Source organism: Phenylobacterium koreense (assembly GCF_040545335.1).
Taxonomy (GTDB): domain Bacteria; phylum Pseudomonadota; class Alphaproteobacteria; order Caulobacterales; family Caulobacteraceae; genus Phenylobacterium; species Phenylobacterium koreense.
The window spans coordinates 26,895-47,561 of the sequence record NZ_JBEPLU010000001.1 but is presented as its reverse complement, the minus strand read 5'-3'; the positions used below and the strand labels follow the sequence as shown (position 1 = coordinate 47,561).

The following is a 20,667-nucleotide window of genomic DNA, read 5'->3' as shown; positions in this document are numbered from 1 at the left end:
GACCTGAAAGAGGCCTTTGGGCAAGAAGCGCGCGGATGTCGTCCTGGTCGAACGCGGCCTGTTCGACAGCCGCGCCCGCGCCCGGGCCGCGATTGAGGCCGGCGGCGTCACCGCCGACGGCCGCAACATCTCCAAGCCCTCCGAGATGATCGAGGAGGCCGCCGAGATCTCGGCGGTCGCCGCGCACCCTTATGTCGGCCGCGGGGCGCTGAAGCTCGTTCATGCGCTGGACCTGTGGCCGGTCGCCGTGACGGGCCGCACGGTGCTGGACGTCGGCGCCTCCACCGGCGGCTTTACGGAGGTCTGCCTCCAGCGCGGCGCGGAGCGGGTCTATGCGGTGGATGTCGGCCGCGGGCAGTTGCACCCAAAGCTGTCCGGCGATGTGCGTGTCGTCTCGCTCGAAGGCGTCGACGCCCGCAATCTCGACGCCTCGCTGATCCCGATCGCGCCGGATCTCATCGTCACCGACGTCAGCTTCATCGGCCTGGCCAAGGTCCTGCCGGCCGCCCTGTCCCTGGCCGCTGGCGCTGCGGATCTGGTCGCTCTGGTCAAACCCCAGTTCGAAGTCGGCCCCGAGTTCGTCGGCAAGGGTGGGCTGGTGAAGGACGAAGTGGCGAGAGCGAGAGCTCTGGAGGAAGTAATCGCGTTTCTTCGCGGGCGAGGATGGATCTTGCGGGAAACGACTGAAAGTCCAATCACTGGCGGTGATGGTAATAAAGAATTTCTACTCTGGATGCAGAAGGTTCGATGATAAGTTGATCTGATCGGCAGTTTCGGGGGGAAATGCCATGCGTCACTTGTTTTCCGGAGTTCTTTTGCTGGGGCTAGCCGCTTGCGCCGCGCCCGCCACCCAGGCGCCGACCATCACGGCGACCGAAGCCAGCGCCGAGGCTGAGCGCCAAAGCCAGTACGTCATCGAGCGGCGCAGGACCGAGATGGCGCGCCTCTCCAATGTCGCCAACCGCATCCGCGTCGCCAACGAAGATCTCTGCCCGCGCAAGACCATGTGGATCGGCGCGACTTTCGAGACGATCCACGACTACGCCCCGGATCTGCGTAGCGCGGCCGTTTCTGTCCTGGCCTTGGGTGATCAGCCGCAGGTGACCTACCTCGTCCCGGCGGCTCCGGCCGAGGTTGGGGGGCTCGAAGTCGGCGATCGGGTCGTAGCCGTGGACGGCAAGGCGATTCCCAAGGGGGCGAAGGCGCGCCGGGTCTTGGGCGAGGTCCTGCGAGAAGCGTCGGCCGATGGGGCGCTGTCGCTGACCGTCGAGCGGAACGCCGCGAACGTTCCCGTCGCGATCACGCCGAAGAGCACGTGCGGCTATAATTTCGCTCTGGTCGACGGAAACGAGGTCAACGCCTATGCCGACGGCGACGACATCTTCGTCTATCGCGGGCTGCTACGCTTTGTTGAAACCGATGACGAACTCGCCGCCGTGGTCGGCCATGAGTTCGCTCACAACGCCATGGGCCATATCCAGAAGTCGGCCTCCAACAGACGAGTAGGCGTGGCCGGCGGGCTACTGATCGACCTGGCGTTTGCGGCTGGCGGGGTCGACACCCAAGGCGCCTTCGCGAAAACCGGCGGCCAGATCGGTGGCCAGGCCTTCTCTCAGGAGTTCGAGACGGAGGCCGACTATGTCGGCATGTATTATCTGGCTCGCGCCGGCTATGACATGAGCAATGTCGAGGGGTTCTGGCGGCGAATGGCCGCCGAGGATCCGACGGCGATCAAGTTCGGCTATTCCCATCCCACGACGCCGGTGCGATCGCTCAACCTCAGCAAGGCGCGCGAAGAAATCGAGGGCAAGCGCTCGGAAGGCGTCGCCATCGCTCCGACCCTGAAGCCCGCCAAGGAGTAGTCCTGAACGAAAGAAGCCGCCCGCGGGGCGTGCGGGCGGCTTCCTCGTCCGTCGGCTCAGCCAACGGGCTCCCCCATGGGAGAGTCTGGATCAGTCGACGACCTGGTAATTGCCGTTCGCGTCCGGGCAGACCCGGACGAAGCGCTTCTGGGTGCGGCCGTCCGGCAGATAGATCGGGCTCTCGGCCAGGGTGCAGCCGTCGGTGACGGCCGGCGGCCGGTCGGCCACGCGATAGGACGGCTCCGGCTGATAGTAGGGCCGCTCGTCATAGGAGCGTTGATAATCGTTGCGGGGCGGCTCGCCGTAATAGCCGTTATAGCTGGTCTGAGGCGCGCGATAGGCCGTCGAACCGGTCGGTCCGCAGGCGGCCGAGTTCTTGCCGACCATCGCCCCGCCGAATGCGCCGGCCGCGCCGCCCAGCAGCGCGCCCTCGGTGCGGGCGTTGCGGGCCGCGACGTTCGAGCCGATCGCCGCGCCCAGGACGCCGCCCAGCAAGGCGCCGACCGTGCCCCGGTTGGTGGTTTCCCGGCGGCACGGGTCATAGGCGTAGCCGCCGCCGTAATAGCCCGCCGACTGCGCCGACGCGAAGGTCGGAACGCTGACTGCGGCGCTCATCGCCATCACGCCGGCCACGCCTGCAAGCGCGCCCTTGGCGAAGGTCGAACGGAAGTTCATCTCGCTAATCCCCTGAGACTTGGATAAATTTGGGACTTGATCCAATTCGAAGCTGTACGGCCTAGCTGCGGCCGCTCGGACGCCACACGCCATCGCGGTTGCGGCAGACCTCGTAGCCACGGCCGCCGCGGTCGTCCTGCACCCAGCGGCAGTTGCTGGGTGCGCTGTAGCTGGAGCGCTGATAGCTGCTGCTGGTCCGCGCGGCCGGGCGCGGGGCAGGGCGGTAAGTCTGGCACTTGGTGTTGCGCTTGCCGATTTCGTGGCCGGCGACCGCGCCGACGGCGCCGCCGAGCAGCGCGCCCTCGGTCTTGGCGCCGCGCGCGGCCACGCCGCCGCCCGCCAGGGCTCCGACCAGACCGCCGACGATGGTGCCCTTGTTGGCGTTCGAGCGTTGCTGCTGGCCGCAGGAGTCGTAGCGCTGCGCCATGGCGGCGGTCGGCGCGACGGCGGGGACGGCGATGGCCATCATCCCGGCGGCGGTGAGAGCAAGAGCGCGTTTCATCGGCTTTCTCCGTTATGTATTCCGCAGGCGGCGCCGAGGCCTTGCCTGCGCTAGAGAACTTGGCTGAACGAGTCTGAACGGCGCTTGAGTGGGTCGTTCATGTTCGTTCATCTTCGTTGACGCCTTGCCCGGCATGGGTTTGCGGCGTCGGAACCCCGAAACGAGCGTGAGCATGCGACGTCCCCGGCCTCATAGGGCCAAACCCACCGAGGCCCCTTCCGGTCCGCCCATCGAGGTCGTGATCGAGGCGATGGGGGGCGAAGGCGACGGAATTGCGGCGGGGCCGCTCTATGCGCCCTTCACCCTGCCGGGCGAGCGCGTGCGCCTTGCCGCCGGGCCACAGCGCCGCGAAGTCGAGGCGATTCTCGAAGCAAGTTCCGAGCGGGTCACGCCGCCGTGCCCGCATTTCGGCGTCTGCGGCGGCTGCGCCCTGCAGCACTGGGACCACGAGCCCTATCTGAGGTGGAAGGTCGAGCGTCTGGCGCGCACCCTGGCGCGCGAGCGGATCGAGACCGAAATCCTGCCGGCCTTCGCCGCGCCGCCCCATAGCCGCCGCCGGCTGGCCCTGCACGCCCGCCAAGGCCGCAAGGACGCCGCGCGCCTTGGCTTCAAGGCCCGCAAGAGCTGGGACGTCGTCGACATCACCGAGTGCCCGATCGCCGATCCGGCCCTACAGGCGGCGCTGCCGGCGCTTCGCCGCCTGGCCGCTCCGCTCTTCGAACATCCGAAGTCGGCGCCGACCCTACACGTCACCCTGACGGCCACCGGGCTCGACATCGAGATCAGCGGCGTCGAGCGCAAAAGCGGCGGTCTTTCGGCTGACGCCAGGATGCGCCTGGCCGAGTTCGCCGCCGAGGCCGACTTCGCCCGGGTCACCATGGACGGAGAGATCGCCTATCTCGCCCGCCAACCGACCATCCGCATCGGCCAGGCGACCGTCGCCCTGCCGGCGGGCGCCTTCCTGCAGGCCGTGCCGGCGGCGGAGGCCGCCATGGTGGCGTTGGCGATGGAAGCTTCCGTCGGCGCCGAGCGGATCGCCGACCTCTTTTGCGGCGTCGGCACCTTCACCCTGCGCCTAGCCGAGATCGCCCCGGTGCTCGCCGCCGACGGCGCTGCGCCGGCGGTTCGGGCCTTGAGCTCTGCGCTCGCCACCGCGCCGGGGCTGAAAGGCGTCACCGCCGAAGCCCGCGACCTCGTCAAGCGTCCGGTGCTGGCCGAGGAACTGAAACGCATCGACACGGTCGTTTTCGACCCGCCGCGCGCGGGCGCGGCCGAGCAGTCGGCCGAGATCGCGCGTTCCAAGGTGGCCCGGGCGATCGGCGTCTCCTGCAACCCCGCAACCTTCGTGCGGGACGCACGGACCCTGATCGACGCCGGCTTCGTCCTGGATCGGTTGCTGCCGGTGGACCAGTTCCTCTGGTCGCCGCATGTCGAGCTGGTAGGGGTGTTCAGCCGCTGACTTCCGCTAGCGCCACTATCTCCGCGCTGCTCGTCGCCCCGGGTAACTTCGCCGTCTGCGTCTCGGAGATTCGCCGGACTATCCGCATCAGGACCAGGCAAAGCGCCAAGGTGAGTGGTGTCGCCAACAGGGTGAGCAGGCTGGCCAGCGCCATGTCGCCCACTGTCGCTGCGGCCATGTCCAGGCGGCTGGACGCAAGGCTTATGCTCGATGAAGCGATATAAAGGCCCCACCACCAGCGTAGCAGGGCGGGTACAGGCTCCTCGCGCCAAGTGTCGGGCGAGCGACTTATCTGCCAAGTCTCTCGCATCGCCTTGAACGGCATGAACAATGACGCGAAAGGGATGAAGTACCAGCCTACGGCCCAGACGGGCGAGACCTGCTTGTCAGGCGCCAGGGCCTTGGCGTTCAGATTGATCCGATAGATCCACTTGAGCGTGACGATCCCGGCCATCGCGTAGGTCAGGAGATAGAGAATGCTGAATAGCCCAAGCAATACTTCGGCGTCAGCTCCATAGGTCTGGAAGTACAGGTTGGCGCCCATGTCCGATTCCGCCTGTCCCAAAGCGGCGAGGCGCATGAATTCGAGAATGAAGAAAATCACCTCGGCCGCCGCGTAGATCCACAGCAGCACTATGACGGCACGCCCTAACGGCGTCGGATCTCGTGTTGAACCGCTCATCTTCCCCCCAAGTCTTTATGTTCGTTGTCGCTGATAAGATATCGAAGCTTAGCCGTTGAACAGGTCTCGCTGGTCGCCGGCCTTCGGCGGCACGCGGAACTGCGACGCGTCCAGGCCGCTGAACTTGGCGGTGAGGCCGAAGCGCTTCTTCGCCGCCTCGAAGCGCTTCGCCATCAGGTCGGCGATAGGGCCTTGCCCCTTCATCCGCGTGCCCCACTGCGCGTCGTAGTCGGCGCCGCCGCGCATCTGGCGCACCAGCGACATCACCCTGGCCGCGCGGTCCGGGTGGTCGGTGGCCAGCCATTCCTGGAAGAGGTCCTTGATCTCCAGCGGCAGCCGCAGCGCCACGTAGCCCGCGCCGGAGGCCCCGGCGGCCGCGGCCTTCTCCAGCACCGCCTCCATCTCGTGGTCGTTCAGGCCGGGGATCGAGGGAGCGAACATCACGCTGACCGGCACTCCGGCCTCGGCCAGGGCCTTGATCGCCGCGATCCGCCGTTCGGGCGTCGCGGCGCGCGGCTCCATGCTGCGCGCCAGCTTGCGGTCCAGGCTGGTCACCGAGATCGCCACCCGAACGAGGTTCCGCCGTCCCATGGCCGACAGGATGTCGAGGTCGCGCAGGATCAGGGCGGATTTGGTGATGATGGAGCAGGGGTGCCCGAACCGCTCCAGCACCTCCAGCACCCCGCGGGTGGTGCGGGTCTTGCGCTCGATCGGCTGATAGGGATCGGTGTTGCCGCCGATATGGATGAACTCGGGCCGATAGCGCGGGGAAGAGAGTTCCTTCTCCAGCAGCTTGGCCGCCTCCGGCTTGAAGAAGAGATGGCTCTCGAAGTCCAGGCCGGGCGAGAGGCCCATATAGGCGTGGGCCGGGCGGGCGTAGCAGTAGATGCAACCGTGCTCGCAGCCCCGATAGGGATTGATCGAGCGCGAGAACCCGACGTCCGGGCTGTCATTGGTGGTGATGATCTTCCGCGCCTTCTCGACCTCGAGGGTCGTCCGGAGCTGCGCCGGCTCGGGATCGTCCACGGTCCAGCCGTCGTCGAAGGTCTCCCGGACCTGGGATTCGTAGCGGCCGGTGGCGTTCGATCTGGCGCCTCGTCCGCGGACCTGCTGGCTGAACGTGTTCACGTCCAAGAGCATAGCGGACGCGTGGAACAAAACAAGAACTTAGGTGGTGGGGCGTCCGCTGGCGAGCGCCCCGCCTGAGAAGCCTCAGCGCTTGTCGGGCACCCGCTTGCGCTTGCCCTTCTCCTGTTTTGGCATGCTCTGCTCGGCGCCGGGGATCGCGGGCGGCGGCAGGTTGGCCGCAGCGTACTCGGCGTGCTTGAGCAGCCCGCCCGTGCCGGGCAGCAGCGGCAGCGCGCCGGTCGGCTTGCCGAAGCGGAATGCGGCGGTCAGGTCGCCGAAGGTCTGGCGCCGCCACTCGGTGATGTTGGTCTCGCGTACGCCGGTGACGCGCTCCAGGAACTGCAGGACCGAGGTGTGGTCGAACGGCTCGCTGCACACCCAGCCGCCCGCGGTCCAGGGCGAGACGATGATGCAGGGCACGCGGAAGCCGCCGCCGATCGGCAGACCGCCGACGAACTCACCCGGCGTCCCCGCCGGCGGAACGGGCGGTGCGACGTGGTCGAACAAGCCGTCGTTCTCGTCGTAATTGATGATGACAGCGGTCTTGGCCCAGACGTCCGGGTTGGCGGCGAGCGCGTCGAGCTTGCCGGCGATGAAGGCCGCGCCGGCGGCCGGCATGTGGTCGGGATGCTCCGAGGCCTCGCGGGTCGGGCAAACCCACGAGACCGTGGGCAGCTTGTCGTGCAGCGCTTCGTATTCGAACAGGCCCGGGGATGGGGCCGGCATGCCCTTCAGGGCGAGCGGTGAGCCGGCCGGCGCGTTTTTGAACTGGGCGAACTCACGCAGCAGGTTGTGCGGCTGGCCTTCCTGCTCCTGATAGACGCGCCAGGAGACGCCAGCCTCTTCCAGACGTTCGGCGTAAGTCTTCCAGCGGAAGCCCTCGGGCGGGGCCTTGTTGCGGATGACCGGACCGCCGCCCATGGCGTCGGGATCGATCATGCCGCTCATATAGTAAAGCCGATTGGGCCAGGTCGGACCCATCACCGAGCAGTAGTAGTCGTCGCAGACGGTGAACGCCTCGGCCAGCGCATAGTGGAACGGGATGTCCTCGCGCTTGAAGTAACCCATCGTATAGGGGCCGTCCGGGCCGTCGGCCGCGCGGTGCGCCGGTAGCCACTGGTCCATGGCGCCGCCGTTCCAGGCGCGATGCTGAACCGGCCAGGCGTGGCTGGTGGACGGCAGCTTCTGGGCGTTGCTCGAGAAGGTGTCGAGGTGGAAGGGCAGGGTGTAGCCGACCGGGTTCTCGGCGTCGGGCTGGTGGAAGACGCTCTTGCCGGTGGAGAGCTTCAGCGCCTTGGGATCGTCGAATCCGCGCACGCCGGCCAGGGTGCCGAAATAGTGGTCGAAGGAGCGGTTCTCGAACATCATCAGCACGACGTGTTTGATGTCGCGCAGCGTGCCCGTCCGCTGCGGCGTTTGCGCCATCAGCTTCTGCACGTTCGGCGGCATCAGCGTCGTGGCCGCGGTAAGCGACGCAAGCTGCGCCGCGCTCGTCACCAGGCGCCGACGGGTGAACGAGGACGGATTCGGCATCGATATCTCCCGAGCTTTACTGGCGCGGGATAGATACCGGCGGCGGCGCTTCTGCCTGCATGGGCGCGAGAAGAATTTGCGACGAATTTGCGACACTTGCCACCTGCGCGGTTGACCGCGGCGGCGAACGACCGCCTCAAGGAACGATGATTTCCACGATCATCCTGGCGGGCGGCGCCGACCGTGACCTGGCGTCGTTGCTCTCGGCCCTGGTGCCCGCGGCGGTGGACGGCCTAGTGCGCGACGTCGTCGTGGTCGCCGGAACGCCCGACCAGGCCACGGTCGCGATCTGCGAGGACGCCGGCGCGGAGCTTTCGAGCGACCTGTCGGCGGCCGTGGCGCGGGCCAGGTCCGAGCTTTTGCTGGTCGCGCCCGAGGACCTGCGGCTGCGCCCCGGCTGGCACGAGAGCGTGCGGCGCCATCTGGAAGGAAGAGGCGGCCGGGCCCTGGTCTGCGAGGCCGACGCAGGGCTTCTGGCGCGTCTCATGCCGCCGCGCCGAGCCGGAATCCTCGTCGAAAAGACGCGGTTCGAGGAGATTGCTCCGGTCAGTCTGGAGGTGCTTCGCCGCGGCTTAGGCTCCGCGCCCCGCCTCAGCTAGCGGTCGAGCCGCGCGTCGATGAAGGCCGCGCCCTGGGCCACCGCGTCGAGCGTCCTGTTGTCGAGGCCGAACTTCTTCCGGTAGGTCCAGTAGCCGGCCATCACCTTCTCGACGTAGTTGCGGGTCTCGGAGCTCGGCAGGCACTCGATCAGCAGCAGGCTGTCGGCTTCGTCACCAACCATCTTGGCGGTCTTCAGCAGCGTGCCGGGGCCGCCGTTGTAGGCCGCGACCGTGCGCAGGATGTCGTAGCCGACCCCACGTTCCATCAGCCAGGTGACGTAGTCCTGCCCGACCCTCAGGTTGAAGGCCGGGTCGAACATCGGGCTCATATCTTTCTTGAGCTTGTCGTCGCCGGCCGCGCGGGCCGCCGCCTCGGGCATGACCTGCATCAGGCCGACCGCTCCGGCGGGCGAGACGGCGGCCGGGTTGAAGCGGCTTTCCTGGCGGACGATGGCGTAGACCAGCGCCCGGTCGATGGTGAAGCCCGACTTCGGCTCCAGCACGGGCGTCGGATAGTCCGGCTCGGTCAGGTTGCGACCCAGCGGCAGGCCGGCGGCGACGTCGGCGTCCGAGGTCAACGGCGCGTTCAGCGCCAGGATCAGCGCCATCCACTGCGAGCGCTCGGCCGGCGTCTGGGCCAGAGCCAGCCCGGCCCGCAGCTCCAGGCCCGCCTCAACCGGCATGCCGATCTGGGCCAGGGCCGTCGCGCGATGCGCGCGAGCGTCCTCGCGGATGAACGGCGACAGGTGCGCGCTGGGCGCGGAAGGGAAGGTGGCCGGAGTGTATGCGGCCTCCGTGCGGGGCGCCTCGGCTTGGCCCAAGGCTTCCAGCCGTACGCGCCGCTCTGCGATCATGCCGTAGAAGGTGTTGGGGTGCCGCGCCGCCAGCTTCAGGAAGCCCTGCGCCCGGGTCGCGTCGCCGACCTGCTCCAGCGACCGCGCCGCCCAATAGGCCGCGCCTGCCCGCAGCCAGGCGTCTTCTTCCTCGTCGCGGGCCACCTGGCTGAAAAAGCTCTGGGCAAGGTCGTAGTCCTTGAGCCGATAGGCTGCGAGCCCGGCGATCCACCGCTCGCCGGCGGCGGGGGCCAGGTCGAGCGCGCGCTGGACGTCGCCGGAATAGAAGGCTTCCCGCGCCCGGCGGGACTTGTCGGCCGGCGCCTTGCCGGAAATGCCCTGGGCTGTGACCTCGACCCGCCGCCAGTCCGCGCCGGCCAGGACCGGGGTCTTGAGCGGCTTGGCGCTCGCCGGCTTGCGCTTGCTGGCCAGAGTGTAGATCCGCTCGGCGCCCGGTAGGTCGCTGTATTTTTCCAGCCAGCCGGCGAGCTGTTCGTAAGAGGCGTGGCCGCCTGGGCGCATCAGTTGGCGGAACGCAAGGTGCCCGGCCAGGGAACGATCCTTGACCTCCGACGATTGCATCTCTGCATCGATGAAGTCGCCACGGTCGACCGCATCGAACGCGGCCGCATAACGCTGCGCATCCCACGGGCTCAGGGCCTGGGGGGCGGCGTTCGTCGTTCCGGCTATGGCCGAGCAGATCATGGCCATGGCCGCGATCCGCATGCCTCTGCGTCCCCGCATGCGATCCCCACGTCCGCCGCCTCTCCCGCGGAAGGACGTGGCCCTCAATTCTCGTGACGCGGGAAGTCTTAGGAGGCCCGATCCGGCCGATCAAGCCGCTCGGTCAAGGTGAGCAGGTCGCCCCAGGCCTTCTTCTTCGCCCCCGGCTGCCGCAGCAGGAACGCCGGGTGAAGCGTAGGCATCGCTGGCAGTTCGAGTTTTCCGTCCTCGGAGCGCCATTCGAACCAGCGTCCGCGCAGCGACAATATGCCCTCGTCACGCTTCAGCATCGACTTGGCCGAGGGCGCGCCGACCAGCAGCAGCATGCGTGGCGAAATCAGCTCGATCGCCCGTTCCACAAAGGGTTGGCAGACGAGCTGCTCCTGCACCGAAGGGGTCCGGTTGCCCGGCGGTCGCCAGAAGACAGTGTTGGTGATGAAGACCCGCCCGGTCAGGCCGGCGGCGGCCAGCATCCTGTCGAGAAGTTGGCCGGCGCGCCCGACGAAGGGCTCGCCCCGGGCGTCCTCCTCGGCCCCGGGACCTTCGCCGATCACAACTAGGGGAGCATCGACCGCGCCCCGCCCGAACACCGCCTGGCGGGCGCCCTCGAACTTCAGGGGGCAGCCGTCGAAGGCCGAAATGGCCTCTTTAAGCGCTTCCAGCGTGGGTGATTCGGCCGCCAGCCTGCGCGCTTCGAGCACGGTGGAGCTGGCGTCGGGGCCCGCCGGAGCCCTTGCGGCGGGGCGCGGAGCGGCCAGGGTCGGCTTTTCCGGCGGCTTGGGTGGGATGAACTTGCCGGCTTCTATCCGATCGACCGGTGCGTCGAGCAGCATGGCGTCCACGCCGGCATCCGCCCAGAAGGCGAGAAGGCTCTCGGTAGCGCGATCGAGGGGGGCGGGTTGCGTCATCAGGTCCTGAAAGGGCGACTATAGCGGAGTTCGCGCTTGACCGCCCGGTAACAAGCTTCGGATAAGTCGCGCGACGGATCAACGCCGCGTGAACCTAAGGGGGAGGGGAACCCCGGCGTGGCATTTTGGGAGTTACGGGGATCATGAGCGAGACCATCGCCACTGAGGCAGTTGAACGCGAAGCGATGGAATACGACGTCGTGATCGTCGGCGCCGGGCCGGCTGGACTGTCGGCGGCCATTCGTCTGAAGCAACTCGCCGAAGCCGCCGGGAGCGAAATCTCGGTCGCCGTTCTGGAAAAGGGTTCGGAAGTCGGCGCGCACATCCTGTCGGGCGCGGTCATCGACCCGCGGGGCATCAACGAGCTTCTGCCGAACTGGAAAGAGCTGGGCATCCCGCTCGACACCAAGGTCACCCGCGACAAGTTCGTGGTGCTCGGCCCGAACGGCGACCTGGACATCTCCTGGCTGCCCTTCCCGAAGTGGATGCTGAACCACGGCAACTATATCGCCTCGCTCGGCAACGTCTGCCGCGCCCTGGCCGCGCACGCCGAAGCCCTCGGCGTCGAAATCTATCCGGGCATGGCCGCCTCGGAAGTCGTCTATAACGAAGACGGCTCGGTGAAGGGCGTCGTCGCCGGCGTCTTCGGCATCGACAAGGACGGCAATCGGGGCCCCGACTATCAGCCGGGCATCGAGCTGCACGCCAAGTATACCTTCATCGGCGAAGGCGTGCGCGGCTCGCTCGCCAAGCAACTCCAGGCCCGCTACGGCCTGACGGCCGGCCGCGATGCGCAGAAGTTCGGCATCGGCATCAAGGAGCTGTGGCAGGTTCCGGACGAGAACTTCGAGCCCGGCCTCACCCAGCACACGTTCGGCTGGCCGCTGGACAACGCCACCGGCGGCGGCTCGTTCATGTACCACTTCGGGGACAACTACGTCGCCATCGGCTTCGTGGTGCACCTCAACTACAAGAACCCCTGGCTCTCGCCGTTCGACGAGTTCCAGCGCTTCAAGACCCACCCCTCGATCCGCGGCTATCTGGAAGGCGGCAAGCGCATCGCCTACGGCGCTCGCGCGATCACCGAGGGCGGCGCGCAGTCCCTGCCGCAGCTCTACTTCCCGGGCGGCGTCCTGCTGGGCTGCTCGGCCGGCATGGTCAACGTCCCGCGGATCAAGGGCAGCCACAACGCGGTCAAGAGCGGCATGCTCGCCGCCGAGGCGGCCTTCGAGGCGATCCAGGGCGGCCGCTCCAGCGACGAGCTGTCCGCCTACGAGGCGACCTACAAGAAGTCCTGGATCCACAAGGAGCTGTGGGCCGTCCGGAACTTCAAGCCGCTGTGGTCGAAGTTCGGCACCATCCCGGGCATCGTCCTGGGCGGCGCCGACGCCATGATCGCCAACATCATGGGCGGCTGGTCGCCGTGGGGCACGCTGAAGCACGGCAAGTCCGACGCTGAATCGACGGGCCTGGCCAAGGACTACCAGCCGATCGTCTATCCGAAGCCGGACAACGAGGTCAGCTTCGACAAGCTGTCGTCGGTGTTCCTGTCCTCGACCAACCACGACGAGAACCAGCCGGCCCACCTGAAGCTGAAGGATCCGAGCATCCCGATCGCGGTGAACCTGCCGCGATACGGCGAACCGGCTCGCCTCTTCTGCCCGGCCGGCGTCTACGAGGTGCTCTACGACGAGCAGGGGAACAACCCGCGGTTCCAGATCAACTTCCAGAACTGCGTCCACTGCAAGACCTGCGACATCAAGGATCCGTCCCAGAACATCAACTGGACCACGCCCCAGGGCGGCGACGGCCCCAACTACCCGAACATGTGACGCTTCAAGGCCCTCCCTCCGCGGAGGGCCTTTTTGCATTTGGATCGGGGAATCGCCTGCGGCCGGGTCCCTCCGTCTCACGGCTCGCCGCGCTCCCCCACAGGGGAGGACAGCAGCGCCTACCTTTGCGGTTGTCTCCCGCCTATGCTCTCATTGAGGTAGCTCGAATTGGGGGAGGGGCGCATGAAGGCGTTGGCGGCCGCAGTCGCGGTTCTTGCGGTTTACCCGGGCCATGCCGCCGCGGCCACCTGTCCCGCGGCCGACTTCCAGCCCAAGGCGCAGGCGCTGATCGAGGACTTTACGGCGCAGCGCGCCTTCAACGGCTCGCTCCTCCTGGCGATCGACGGCGCACCGGTCCTGCGCCAGGGCGTGGGGGCGGCCAATCTCGAATGGAACGCGCCCAATGGCCCCAAGACCAAGTTTCGGCTGGGCTCGATCACCAAGCAGTTCACCGCGGCGGCGATCCTGCAATTGGCGCAGCAGGGCAAGCTGTCGATCGATGATCCGATCTCGAAATACTACACGGACGCGCCGCCTTCCTGGTCGAAGGTGACGCTGAAGCACCTGCTGACCCACACCTCCGGCATCCCGCCCTATACGGGCCTGGCCGGTTTCGAGCGCATCTCGCGCCAGCCGCAGACCCCGGCGGACCTCGTCAAGCTCGTCCAGGACCGGCCGCTGGATTTCGAGCCTGGCGAACGCTTCGAGTACGACAACACCGGTTATGTCCTGCTGGGCTACGTCATCGAAAAGGTGTCCGGCCAGAGCTACGCCGACTATCTGCGCAGCCACATCTTCGAACCCCTGGGCATGGCCGACACCGGCTATGACGACGGCGCGGCGGTGCTGGCCGGGCGGGCGGCGGGCTACGCGCCGCGCGACGGGGGCTGGATCAATGCGCCCTTCGTCGACATGAGCACGCCGTTCGCCGCAGGGGCACTCTATTCGACTATCGATGACCTGCTGATCTGGGATCGGGCGCTCGATACGGACAAGCTGCTCACCGCCGCCTCGCGGCAGGCCATGTTCGCCAACTACGGCCACGGCTATGGTTTTGGCTGGCGCGTGGACCGCGCCTGGGATCAACTCCGTCTTGGCCATGGCGGCGCCATCAACGGTTTCAGCACGGTGATCCAGCGCTATCCTGACGCGCACCTGGCGGTAGTGGCGCTCGGCAACATCCAGACGGCGCAGTCGGTCAGGCTCGCCGAAAGCCTTGCGGCCCTTTGTCTGGGCAAGCCGCCCTATCCCCAGCAGGTGTCCGTTTCGGCCGATCTGCTCGACCGCTACGCCGGCGTCTATCGCGTGACGCCGGCGGCGTTCTTCTATGTGGAACGCGATGGCGACCGCCTGCGCACCCGGGTCACCGGCCAGGACGCGGTAAGCTTCTATGCAAGCGGCCAGCACAGCTTCTTCTCCAAGACAGTCGCGGCGGCCCTGGATTTCCAGGCGGCCGGCGGCGCGCCAGCCTCGGCCGTGATCCTCCATCAGGGCGGACGGGACCAGACCTTCCCGCGGGTCGATGCAAGCCTTGCGCGGGCAGGCGAGGCCGCTGTGACGAGGAAAAATCCGGCCGCGGCTCCAGGCTCGGAGGCGGCCCTGCGTCGCGTCCTGGCCGAGTTGCGGGCAGGCAAGCCGGACTATGCGCGCATGGGCGAGGGCCTGGCCAGGACGACCCGCGATCAGGCGCCGCGCATCCAGGCCATGCTGGAAGGGTTGGGGGACCTCCAGGTCCTCGAATTCACCGGCGTCGGTCCGGCCGGCGCCGACATCTACCAGGCGGTTTTCGCGAACGGAAAGCTCGAGGCCCGGCTCATTCTCGACCCGGGCGGAAAGCTGGAGACGCTCTTCCTGCGGCCGTCGCTCTAGGCGTAGGCGCGGCGCGATCCGCGCAGGGCCGCGCCGGTCAGGCCAAACCCCGCGATCATCAACGCCCAGGAGGCCGGCTCGGGGATCGCCGAAGGAACCTCGGTCACCGTATAGGTCATGGTGACCCATTGGATCTGGGCCTGCTGCGGGCCGCCCGAATAGACCAGCCAGTCCGACACGCCGCTGAAACCGCCGCCGTATTCGAAGTCCAGGCCCTGGAAGTCGATCGCGGCGGCGTTGTCCACGGTGATCACCCCGCCGGCCGGCCAGGCCGTTTCCGTGTGCATCCGGAGCTGATCGGAGGCCGAATACCGGTTCTCCAGCCCGCCGTTCAGGCCCAGCGTCACGCCGTTGATCCTGACGGAGGACGAGAGCAGCGGCCCCACGACGCCGAGGTTCGACCCGCCTTGGACATAGGCGCTGTCGACTCCGTCGAACCGATCGCCCCTGTTCAGGTCGAAGGTGTAGATCGATTGGACGTGCATGCCGGTGAGCGAGTTGTTGGGGGCGCCGAACAACTGGGCGTCGCCGTCGCCGAACTCGACCATGCCTTCATGGACGACCTTCACGACCTTGGCCTGCGCCGGGGCGGCGAGGGCGAGCCCGAGAACCGAGGCTCCGAAAACGGAAGCGATGATGGCCAGCTTGGTCATAGGCGGCTCCCTCATGCCGTTAACCATTTAAGCCCAGGCAAGGGGATTTCGGAACCGCCAATCGTCTCGTGTCGCCGGACGCCTTGAACTCGCCTCCGAAAGCGCCGAGGTTTGGGTATGCGCCGTCGCCTGCTTGTCGCCCTTGCCCCGCTCGCCCTGCTGTCGGCCTGCGCCACTGTCCCACCTGAGGCGCAGGTGTTGAACGTTCCTGCAGCGTCCGACGCCGCCTGGGGCGGATCTGCCTATGGCGCGTTCCTGGCGGGGCAGGGCGCCTTGAACGACGGGGCTGGCGCCGAGGCGGCCTCCTATTTCGCCAGAGCCGAGCTCGAAGGCGGCTCCAGCGACATGCTCCGCGACCGGGCCTTCACCGCCGCCGTGCTGGCCGGCGACATCAGCAAGGCTGCGGTTCTCGCGCCTGACGGCGTTGAGGCCTCCGAGGCGACCAAGCGGCTGGGCCAGCTCGTGAAGGCGGTCGAATACATGGCCGAGGATCATGGGAAGGACGCCCAGGCCCTGCTGGCCAGCGATGCGATCGGATTCCCGCACCGCGGCGCCGCGGCGCTGCTGACGCCCTGGGCCGCGGCCATGGCTGGCGACAAGGAGGGCTCGTTCGTCCGGCCGGAAATGCGCGGCGACCGCGTGGTCAACTACTTCGGCCAACTCGGCCAAGCCTATCTCTACGAGCGCGCCCGTCGCTACGACGAGGCCGAAACCGATTTCAAGGCGATCACCGGCGGCGACGCCCCAGGCGACATCGCGGTGCTGGCCTATGGCGGTTTCCTGGAGCGCCGGGGCCGGCGCGACGACGCCGTGGCGCTCTACGACCGCGCTCTGGCCAATCAGCCGGCCAACCAGGCGCTTACCCTGGCCCGGGCCCGCGCCGAATCCGGCAAGAGCGCGCCGGCCGCCCCTAGTCTGAAGCAAGGCGCCGCCCAGATCATGATCGCCCCGGCCGCAGGCATGCTGGCCGCCAAGCAACAGCAGCTCGGCCTTGCCTATCTGCGGCTGGCCCTGCGCCTTGATCCGCAAAGGAACGAGGCGTGGCTGATGGTCGGCGACCTGATGGAGACCGCGGGCGACGTCGCGGGGGCCCGCGAGGCCTACCTGAAGCCCAAGCCCGGCGCCGTGGAGTACGCGGCGGCCCGCACCAAGCTCGCCTGGAGCTACCAGAACGCGGGCCAGTCCGACGTCGCGCTCAAGATGGCGCAGGAGGCGGCGAGCGCAGGCGGCGACGAAGCCGTCATCACCTACGCCGACCTGCTGCGCGCCAACGACCGCTTCGAGGACTCGGCCAGCGAGTTGTCCTCGGTGATCGCCGGGCGCGAGGCGCCCGACTGGCGGCTGCTCTACATGCGCGGCGTGGCCTATGAGCGGGCGGGCCGCTGGCCTGAAGCCGAGCGTGACCTGCAGGCGGCGCTGAAGTTGCGTCCCGACGAGCCGGAGCTCCTGAACTATCTGGGCTATTCGTGGATCGACCGCGGTGAGCGCCTCGCCGAGGCGCTGGGCATGGTCGAGCGCGCGGTGGCCGCCAACCCGCAGTCGGGCGCGATGATCGATTCCCTCGGCTGGGCGCACTATCGGCTCGGGGACTACAAGAAGGCCGTCGAACTGCTGGAACAGGCGGTGGAGCTCGAGGCCGGCGATCCGGACGTCAACAACCACCTGGGCGACGCCTACTGGCGCGTCGGGCGGCGGGTCGAGGCGGAGTATCAATGGCGCCGGGTGCTGACGCTCGATCCGGACGCGAAGATCAAGGCCGAGGTGGAGACCAAGCTCACCTCGGGGCAGGGCCCGAGCGGCCCGGCCGCCGCGCCGCGCGTCGCCAAGCAATAGCCTCCCCATGAGCGTGGTGGCGTTCGCGCCTGCGAAGATCAACCTGTTCCTGCACGTCGGCGCGCCGGGCGACGACGGCTATCATCCGCTCTGCAGCCTGATGGTGTTCGCGGACATCGGCGACCGGGTGGTTGTGCAGGACGCCGATGTCCCGTCGTTCCGGGTCCACGGTCCCTTCGCCGGTCCCTTGAGCGGGCAGGAGGACAATCTCGTCCTGCGCGCCGCGCGGGCGCTGCTGGCCGCCATCCGCGGGCCGCAGCCACCGATCGCCATCTCCCTGGAAAAGGCGCTGCCCGTGGCCGCCGGGCTCGGGGGCGGCTCCAGCGACGCCGGCGCCACCCTGCGACTCCTGCGTTCGGCCATGGACCTGCCGGTGAGCGATGAGGCCCTGGAGCAGATCGCGGCCTCCCTCGGCGCCGATGGGGCTGCGTGTCTCTGGGGACGGCCGGTCGTGGCCGAGGGCCGGGGTGAGCGGCCCTCGCCGGCGCCGGGCCTGCCGCCCATCGAAGCGGTCCTGGTCAATCCGCGGGTCGAGGTTTCAACCCCGGCGGTCTATCGCGCGCTGGACGCCGCGGAGACCTTCGGCGATGTGGCGCCGCCGCCCATGCCAGAGGCGTTCGAGGACGTGATCGAGCTAGCCGCCTGGCTGAGCCTGATGCGCAACGACCTCCAGGCGCCGGCCGTGGCGCTGGCGCCGGAGATCGGCGACGTCCTGGCGCTCCTGGCGGAGGAGCCGGAGACCTTGCTGGCGCGAGTGTCGGGATCGGGCGCCACCTGTTTCGCCATCTGCGGCTCGGGCCTCGAAGCCGACGCGCTGGCCGCCCGCGTCGCGGCCCTGCGGCCGCACTGGTGGGTTCGCCGCTGCGGCCTGGGCGGCCCCTGGCCCGACGCCTGACCGCGAAAGAAGCAGGGGCCCGAGGGGCCCCTGTCCGTCAAGAACTCTTGCGTATGGGATCCCCGGCGCGCTCGCGCGGCCGGGGATGATGATACGAGAGGCGCCCCGGCCTCTTAGTCGTGGAGGGCTTCGCCGTGTTGCGACATGTCCAGCCCCTCGACCTCGGCCTCGTCGCTGACCCGCAGGCCGACCGTGTACTTGACGACCATCAGCAGGATGAAGGTCGCGATCGCGGTGTAGATGATCGTCGCGCCGACGCCGTAGACCTGCTTCAACAGGCTGGCCCCTTCGCCCAGGCTGTTGACGGCCGGGTCGGCCAGCAGGCCGGTCAGCAGGGCGCCCACGATGCCGGCGACGCCGTGCACTCCGAAGGCGTCCAGGCTGTCGTCGTACTTCAGCATGCGCTTGAGCCAGACCGCGCCGAAATAGCCGGCGGCGCCGCCGGCCAGGCCGACGATCAGCGCGCCTTGCGGGTTCACGAAGCCGGCGGCCGGGGTGATGGCCACCAGGCCTGCGACCGCGCCCGAGGCCAGGCCCAGCATGCCGGGCTTCTTGCGCTCCACCCATTCGATCAGCATCCAGGCGATGGCTGCGGCGGCCGTGGCGACCTGAGTGTTCAGCATCGCGACGCCAGCCAGGGCGTTGGAGGCGACCGCCGAACCGGCGTTGAAGCCGAACCAGCCGACCCACAGCAGGCTGGCGCCGATCATCGTCAGGACGAGGTTATGCGGCGCCATGTTGTCCGAGCCATAGCCCTTGCGGCGACCCAGCACGAGCGCGCAGACCAAGCCCGCCACGCCGGCGTTGATGTGGACGACAGTCCCGCCTGCGAAATCGAGCACGCCGGCCCCGCCGAGGAAGCCGCCCCCCCAGACCGAGTGGGCGATCGGAGCATACACCAGCAGCGACCACAGCACGGTGAAGACCAGCACCGCCGAGAACTTGATGCGCTCGGCATAGGCGCCGGCGATCAGGGCCGGGGTGATGATCGCGAAGGTCATCTGGAACATCACGAACACCGATTCCGGGATCGTGGCGGCCAGGCTGTTGGTGCTCTCCATGGTCACGCCCTTCAGGAAGGCGTTGCCGAGCCCGCCGATCACAGCGTTCAGCCCCTCGCTGCCGTTGGCGCTGAAGGCCAGCGAGTAGCCGGCGACCATCCAGATCACCGAGGCCACGCAGGTGATGGCGAAGGACTGGGCCACCGTCCCGATGACGTTCTTGCGGCGGACCATGCCGCTATAGAACAGCGCCAGGCCCGGGATGGTCATCATCAGGACCAGGGCCGTGGAGGTCAGCACCCAGGCGGTGTCGCCGGTGTCGAGCGCCGGCTTGGCCTCTTCAGCCGGCGCGGCCGGCGCGACAGCTTCCGGAGCGGGCGCCGGCGCGGTATCCGGCATGCTCGCCGCGGCCTCGGCGGCGGGCGGCGGCGGGGCGGCGTCCTGGGCGAACGCCGCCGGCGCGAGCATCGCGCTCGCGAGCAAGGCGGCGAGCGCAAGGCCCGTCAGCTTGTTGTTTCCAGTTCTCTTCATCTCGTTATCCCCTTGTCCCGATGAGTTCGGCGCGCGCTACAGCGCCGCCGTGCCGGACTCGCCGGTCCGAATGCGCACTGCGTCCTCGACGTTGAGGACGAAGACCTTGCCGTCGCCGATCTTGCCGGTCGCGGCCGCCCCCTTGATCGCCTCCACGGCCTTTGCTGCGGCGGCGTCGTCCACCACCACCTCGAGCTTCACCTTGGGCACGAAGTTCACCTGGTACTCCGCGCCCCGGTAGACCTCCGTCTGGCCCTTCTGGCGGCCGTAGCCCTTCACTTCGGAGACCGTCAGGCCTTCGATGCCGGCGTCGACGAGCGCTTCGCGCACGTCGTCCAGCTTGAAGGGTTTGACGATCGCTATGATCAACTTCATCGCCTGCTCCTGCGCGCCCTCAGCCAGGGGAGCGCCCACCTAATTCGTCCGCATCCGCCGGAAGCTGCGGCTGGGCGCTCCTCCGACGGCAAGGTGACGCTATCGGCGGTCCCGCTGTGGGACGGCGCCGGCGAACCTCTGTTCGATGAAAAGGCGCGCCAGGCCCGTTAACTGTGCAGCCTAATTATTGGGCGCCCAATATTCGGGCGCCTCCAGCGCGCCAACCCGTGCAGGGTCGCCCCGCGAGGGCGGGAACAAAAGCCGGGCCTTGAGCGCTGTTCAGGCACGCGGCCTGGTAGTTGGGGCCGGGCGGCGTCATTCGGAGACGATGACGATGATGATCAAGACCCTACTGACGGCCTCGGCGGCCTTGGCGTTGCTTGCGGGCGGCGCTCACGCCGAAGGCGCCAAGAAGAAAGAGAAACCTGCCGACGCGGCGGCGACTCAGATGCAGGACCAGATGGCCCAGCCCGCCCCGATGCAGGAGCAGACGGCTCCGTCCGCCACGTCACCCGGCATGGCGTCGGACACCAGCGTAAATCCATCGGCGACCGACGCCACGAGCGCCGGCGTGAACACCGCCGCAACGGTGAACACCCGGATCGTCACCAACGGTCCGGTCGCCGACACCCCGGAGAACCGCGCCAAGTTCAAGCCGCTCTCCGCTGCTGGGCGGCGCACGACCCCGCGCGGCAACTAGGACAAGGCTTTCGCCTTGAAGCGGAGGTCGGCGGGCCCTATGGTCCGCCGACTTTTTTTGCGCCTGCGAAACCT

Annotated in this window: 19 protein-coding genes; 9 read left to right on the top strand and 10 right to left on the bottom strand. The window is 68.2% G+C overall.

Annotation, left to right across the window (positions count from 1 at the left end; genetic code table 11):
• The first annotated feature begins 16 nt into the window (after nucleotides 1–16).
• Entirely contained in the window at nucleotides 17–751 is a 735-nt protein-coding gene (locus tag ABID41_RS00240; protein ID WP_331929332.1) for a TlyA family RNA methyltransferase, read from the top strand.
• Between the two features lie 64 nt (nucleotides 752–815).
• A complete protein-coding gene (locus tag ABID41_RS00235; protein WP_331929334.1) occupies nucleotides 816–1,862 on the top strand; it encodes a M48 family metallopeptidase in 1,047 nt (348 codons plus the stop codon).
• Between the two features lie 90 nt (nucleotides 1,863–1,952).
• Here the strand turns inward: ABID41_RS00235 and ABID41_RS00230 are convergent, their stop codons facing one another.
• Nucleotides 1,953–2,537, bottom strand: a complete 585-nt coding sequence (locus ABID41_RS00230; protein WP_354296902.1) for a glycine zipper 2TM domain-containing protein — start codon at nucleotides 2,535–2,537, stop codon at nucleotides 1,953–1,955.
• A 61-nt stretch (nucleotides 2,538–2,598) separates the two neighbouring features.
• The gene (locus ABID41_RS00225) at nucleotides 2,599–3,039 is read right to left on the bottom strand and encodes a glycine zipper 2TM domain-containing protein (protein WP_354296900.1); all 441 of its coding nucleotides are present in this window, start codon (nucleotides 3,037–3,039) and stop codon (nucleotides 2,599–2,601) included.
• A gap of 250 nt (nucleotides 3,040–3,289) precedes the next feature.
• Between ABID41_RS00225 and ABID41_RS00220 the strand changes: the two genes are divergently transcribed.
• Nucleotides 3,290–4,498, top strand: coding sequence for a class I SAM-dependent RNA methyltransferase (locus ABID41_RS00220; protein WP_414696012.1), 1,209 nt, complete (start codon nucleotides 3,290–3,292; stop codon nucleotides 4,496–4,498).
• On the opposite strand, the gene ABID41_RS00215 is transcribed toward ABID41_RS00220, so the two are convergent.
• From ABID41_RS00215 to ABID41_RS00205, 3 genes are all read right to left on the bottom strand, one after another.
• Nucleotides 4,488–5,180, bottom strand: coding sequence for a DUF4328 domain-containing protein (locus tag ABID41_RS00215; protein ID WP_331932879.1), 693 nt, complete (start codon nucleotides 5,178–5,180; stop codon nucleotides 4,488–4,490). The genes ABID41_RS00220 and ABID41_RS00215 overlap by 11 nt on opposite strands.
• A 48-nt stretch (nucleotides 5,181–5,228) precedes the next feature.
• A complete protein-coding gene (locus ABID41_RS00210) occupies nucleotides 5,229–6,320 on the bottom strand; it encodes a PA0069 family radical SAM protein (RefSeq protein WP_331932880.1) in 1,092 nt (363 codons plus the stop codon).
• Between the two features lie 72 nt (nucleotides 6,321–6,392).
• Complete coding sequence (locus ABID41_RS00205) at nucleotides 6,393–7,841, bottom strand: alkaline phosphatase family protein (RefSeq protein WP_331932881.1); 1,449 nt, start codon at nucleotides 7,839–7,841, stop codon at nucleotides 6,393–6,395.
• A 146-nt stretch (nucleotides 7,842–7,987) separates the two neighbouring features.
• Between ABID41_RS00205 and ABID41_RS00200 the strand changes: the two genes are divergently transcribed.
• The gene (locus ABID41_RS00200) at nucleotides 7,988–8,440 is read left to right on the top strand and encodes a cell wall biosynthesis glycosyltransferase (RefSeq protein WP_331932882.1); all 453 of its coding nucleotides are present in this window, start codon (nucleotides 7,988–7,990) and stop codon (nucleotides 8,438–8,440) included.
• Here the strand turns inward: ABID41_RS00200 and ABID41_RS00195 are convergent.
• Nucleotides 8,437–10,017: a lytic transglycosylase domain-containing protein gene (locus ABID41_RS00195; RefSeq protein ID WP_331932883.1), complete on the bottom strand. Its 1,581-nt coding sequence runs from the start codon at nucleotides 10,015–10,017 to the stop codon at nucleotides 8,437–8,439. The genes ABID41_RS00200 and ABID41_RS00195 overlap by 4 nt on opposite strands.
• 68 nt (nucleotides 10,018–10,085) lie before the next feature.
• The gene (locus tag ABID41_RS00190) at nucleotides 10,086–10,904 is read right to left on the bottom strand and encodes a uracil-DNA glycosylase (RefSeq protein WP_331932884.1); all 819 of its coding nucleotides are present in this window, start codon (nucleotides 10,902–10,904) and stop codon (nucleotides 10,086–10,088) included.
• A 143-nt stretch (nucleotides 10,905–11,047) separates the two neighbouring features.
• Between ABID41_RS00190 and ABID41_RS00185 the strand changes: the two genes are divergently transcribed.
• Complete coding sequence (locus tag ABID41_RS00185) at nucleotides 11,048–12,736, top strand: electron transfer flavoprotein-ubiquinone oxidoreductase (RefSeq protein WP_331932885.1); 1,689 nt, start codon at nucleotides 11,048–11,050, stop codon at nucleotides 12,734–12,736.
• 183 nt (nucleotides 12,737–12,919) lie between these two features.
• Complete coding sequence (locus ABID41_RS00180) at nucleotides 12,920–14,605, top strand: serine hydrolase domain-containing protein (protein WP_331932886.1); 1,686 nt, start codon at nucleotides 12,920–12,922, stop codon at nucleotides 14,603–14,605.
• Here ABID41_RS00180 and ABID41_RS00175 read toward each other — a convergent pair.
• Nucleotides 14,602–15,258: a PEPxxWA-CTERM sorting domain-containing protein gene (locus ABID41_RS00175; protein WP_331932887.1), complete on the bottom strand. Its 657-nt coding sequence runs from the start codon at nucleotides 15,256–15,258 to the stop codon at nucleotides 14,602–14,604. The genes ABID41_RS00180 and ABID41_RS00175 overlap by 4 nt on opposite strands.
• Nucleotides 15,259–15,375: 117 nt before the next feature.
• Between ABID41_RS00175 and ABID41_RS00170 the strand changes: the two genes are divergently transcribed.
• Nucleotides 15,376–17,091 carry a tetratricopeptide repeat protein gene (locus ABID41_RS00170; protein ID WP_331932888.1) on the top strand — a complete coding sequence of 572 codons (1,716 nt, stop codon included), beginning with the start codon at nucleotides 15,376–15,378 and terminating at the stop codon, nucleotides 17,089–17,091.
• 7 nt (nucleotides 17,092–17,098) lie between these two features.
• On the top strand, nucleotides 17,099–17,986 hold the full coding sequence (locus tag ABID41_RS00165) for a 4-(cytidine 5'-diphospho)-2-C-methyl-D-erythritol kinase (protein WP_354296892.1): 888 nt from the start codon (nucleotides 17,099–17,101) through the stop codon (nucleotides 17,984–17,986).
• Between the two features lie 113 nt (nucleotides 17,987–18,099).
• Here ABID41_RS00165 and ABID41_RS00160 read toward each other — a convergent pair whose 3' ends face one another.
• Together ABID41_RS00160 and ABID41_RS00155 are read right to left on the bottom strand one after the other, a co-directional pair.
• Entirely contained in the window at nucleotides 18,100–19,518 is a 1,419-nt protein-coding gene (locus tag ABID41_RS00160; RefSeq protein ID WP_354296890.1) for an ammonium transporter, read from the bottom strand.
• A gap of 36 nt (nucleotides 19,519–19,554) precedes the next feature.
• The gene (locus ABID41_RS00155; protein ID WP_331932650.1) at nucleotides 19,555–19,893 is read right to left on the bottom strand and encodes a P-II family nitrogen regulator; all 339 of its coding nucleotides are present in this window, start codon (nucleotides 19,891–19,893) and stop codon (nucleotides 19,555–19,557) included.
• A 334-nt stretch (nucleotides 19,894–20,227) separates the two neighbouring features.
• Between ABID41_RS00155 and ABID41_RS00150 the strand changes: the two genes are divergently transcribed.
• The gene (locus tag ABID41_RS00150) at nucleotides 20,228–20,593 is read left to right on the top strand and encodes a hypothetical protein (protein ID WP_331932651.1); all 366 of its coding nucleotides are present in this window, start codon (nucleotides 20,228–20,230) and stop codon (nucleotides 20,591–20,593) included.
• Nucleotides 20,594–20,667: the final 74 nt, after the last annotated feature.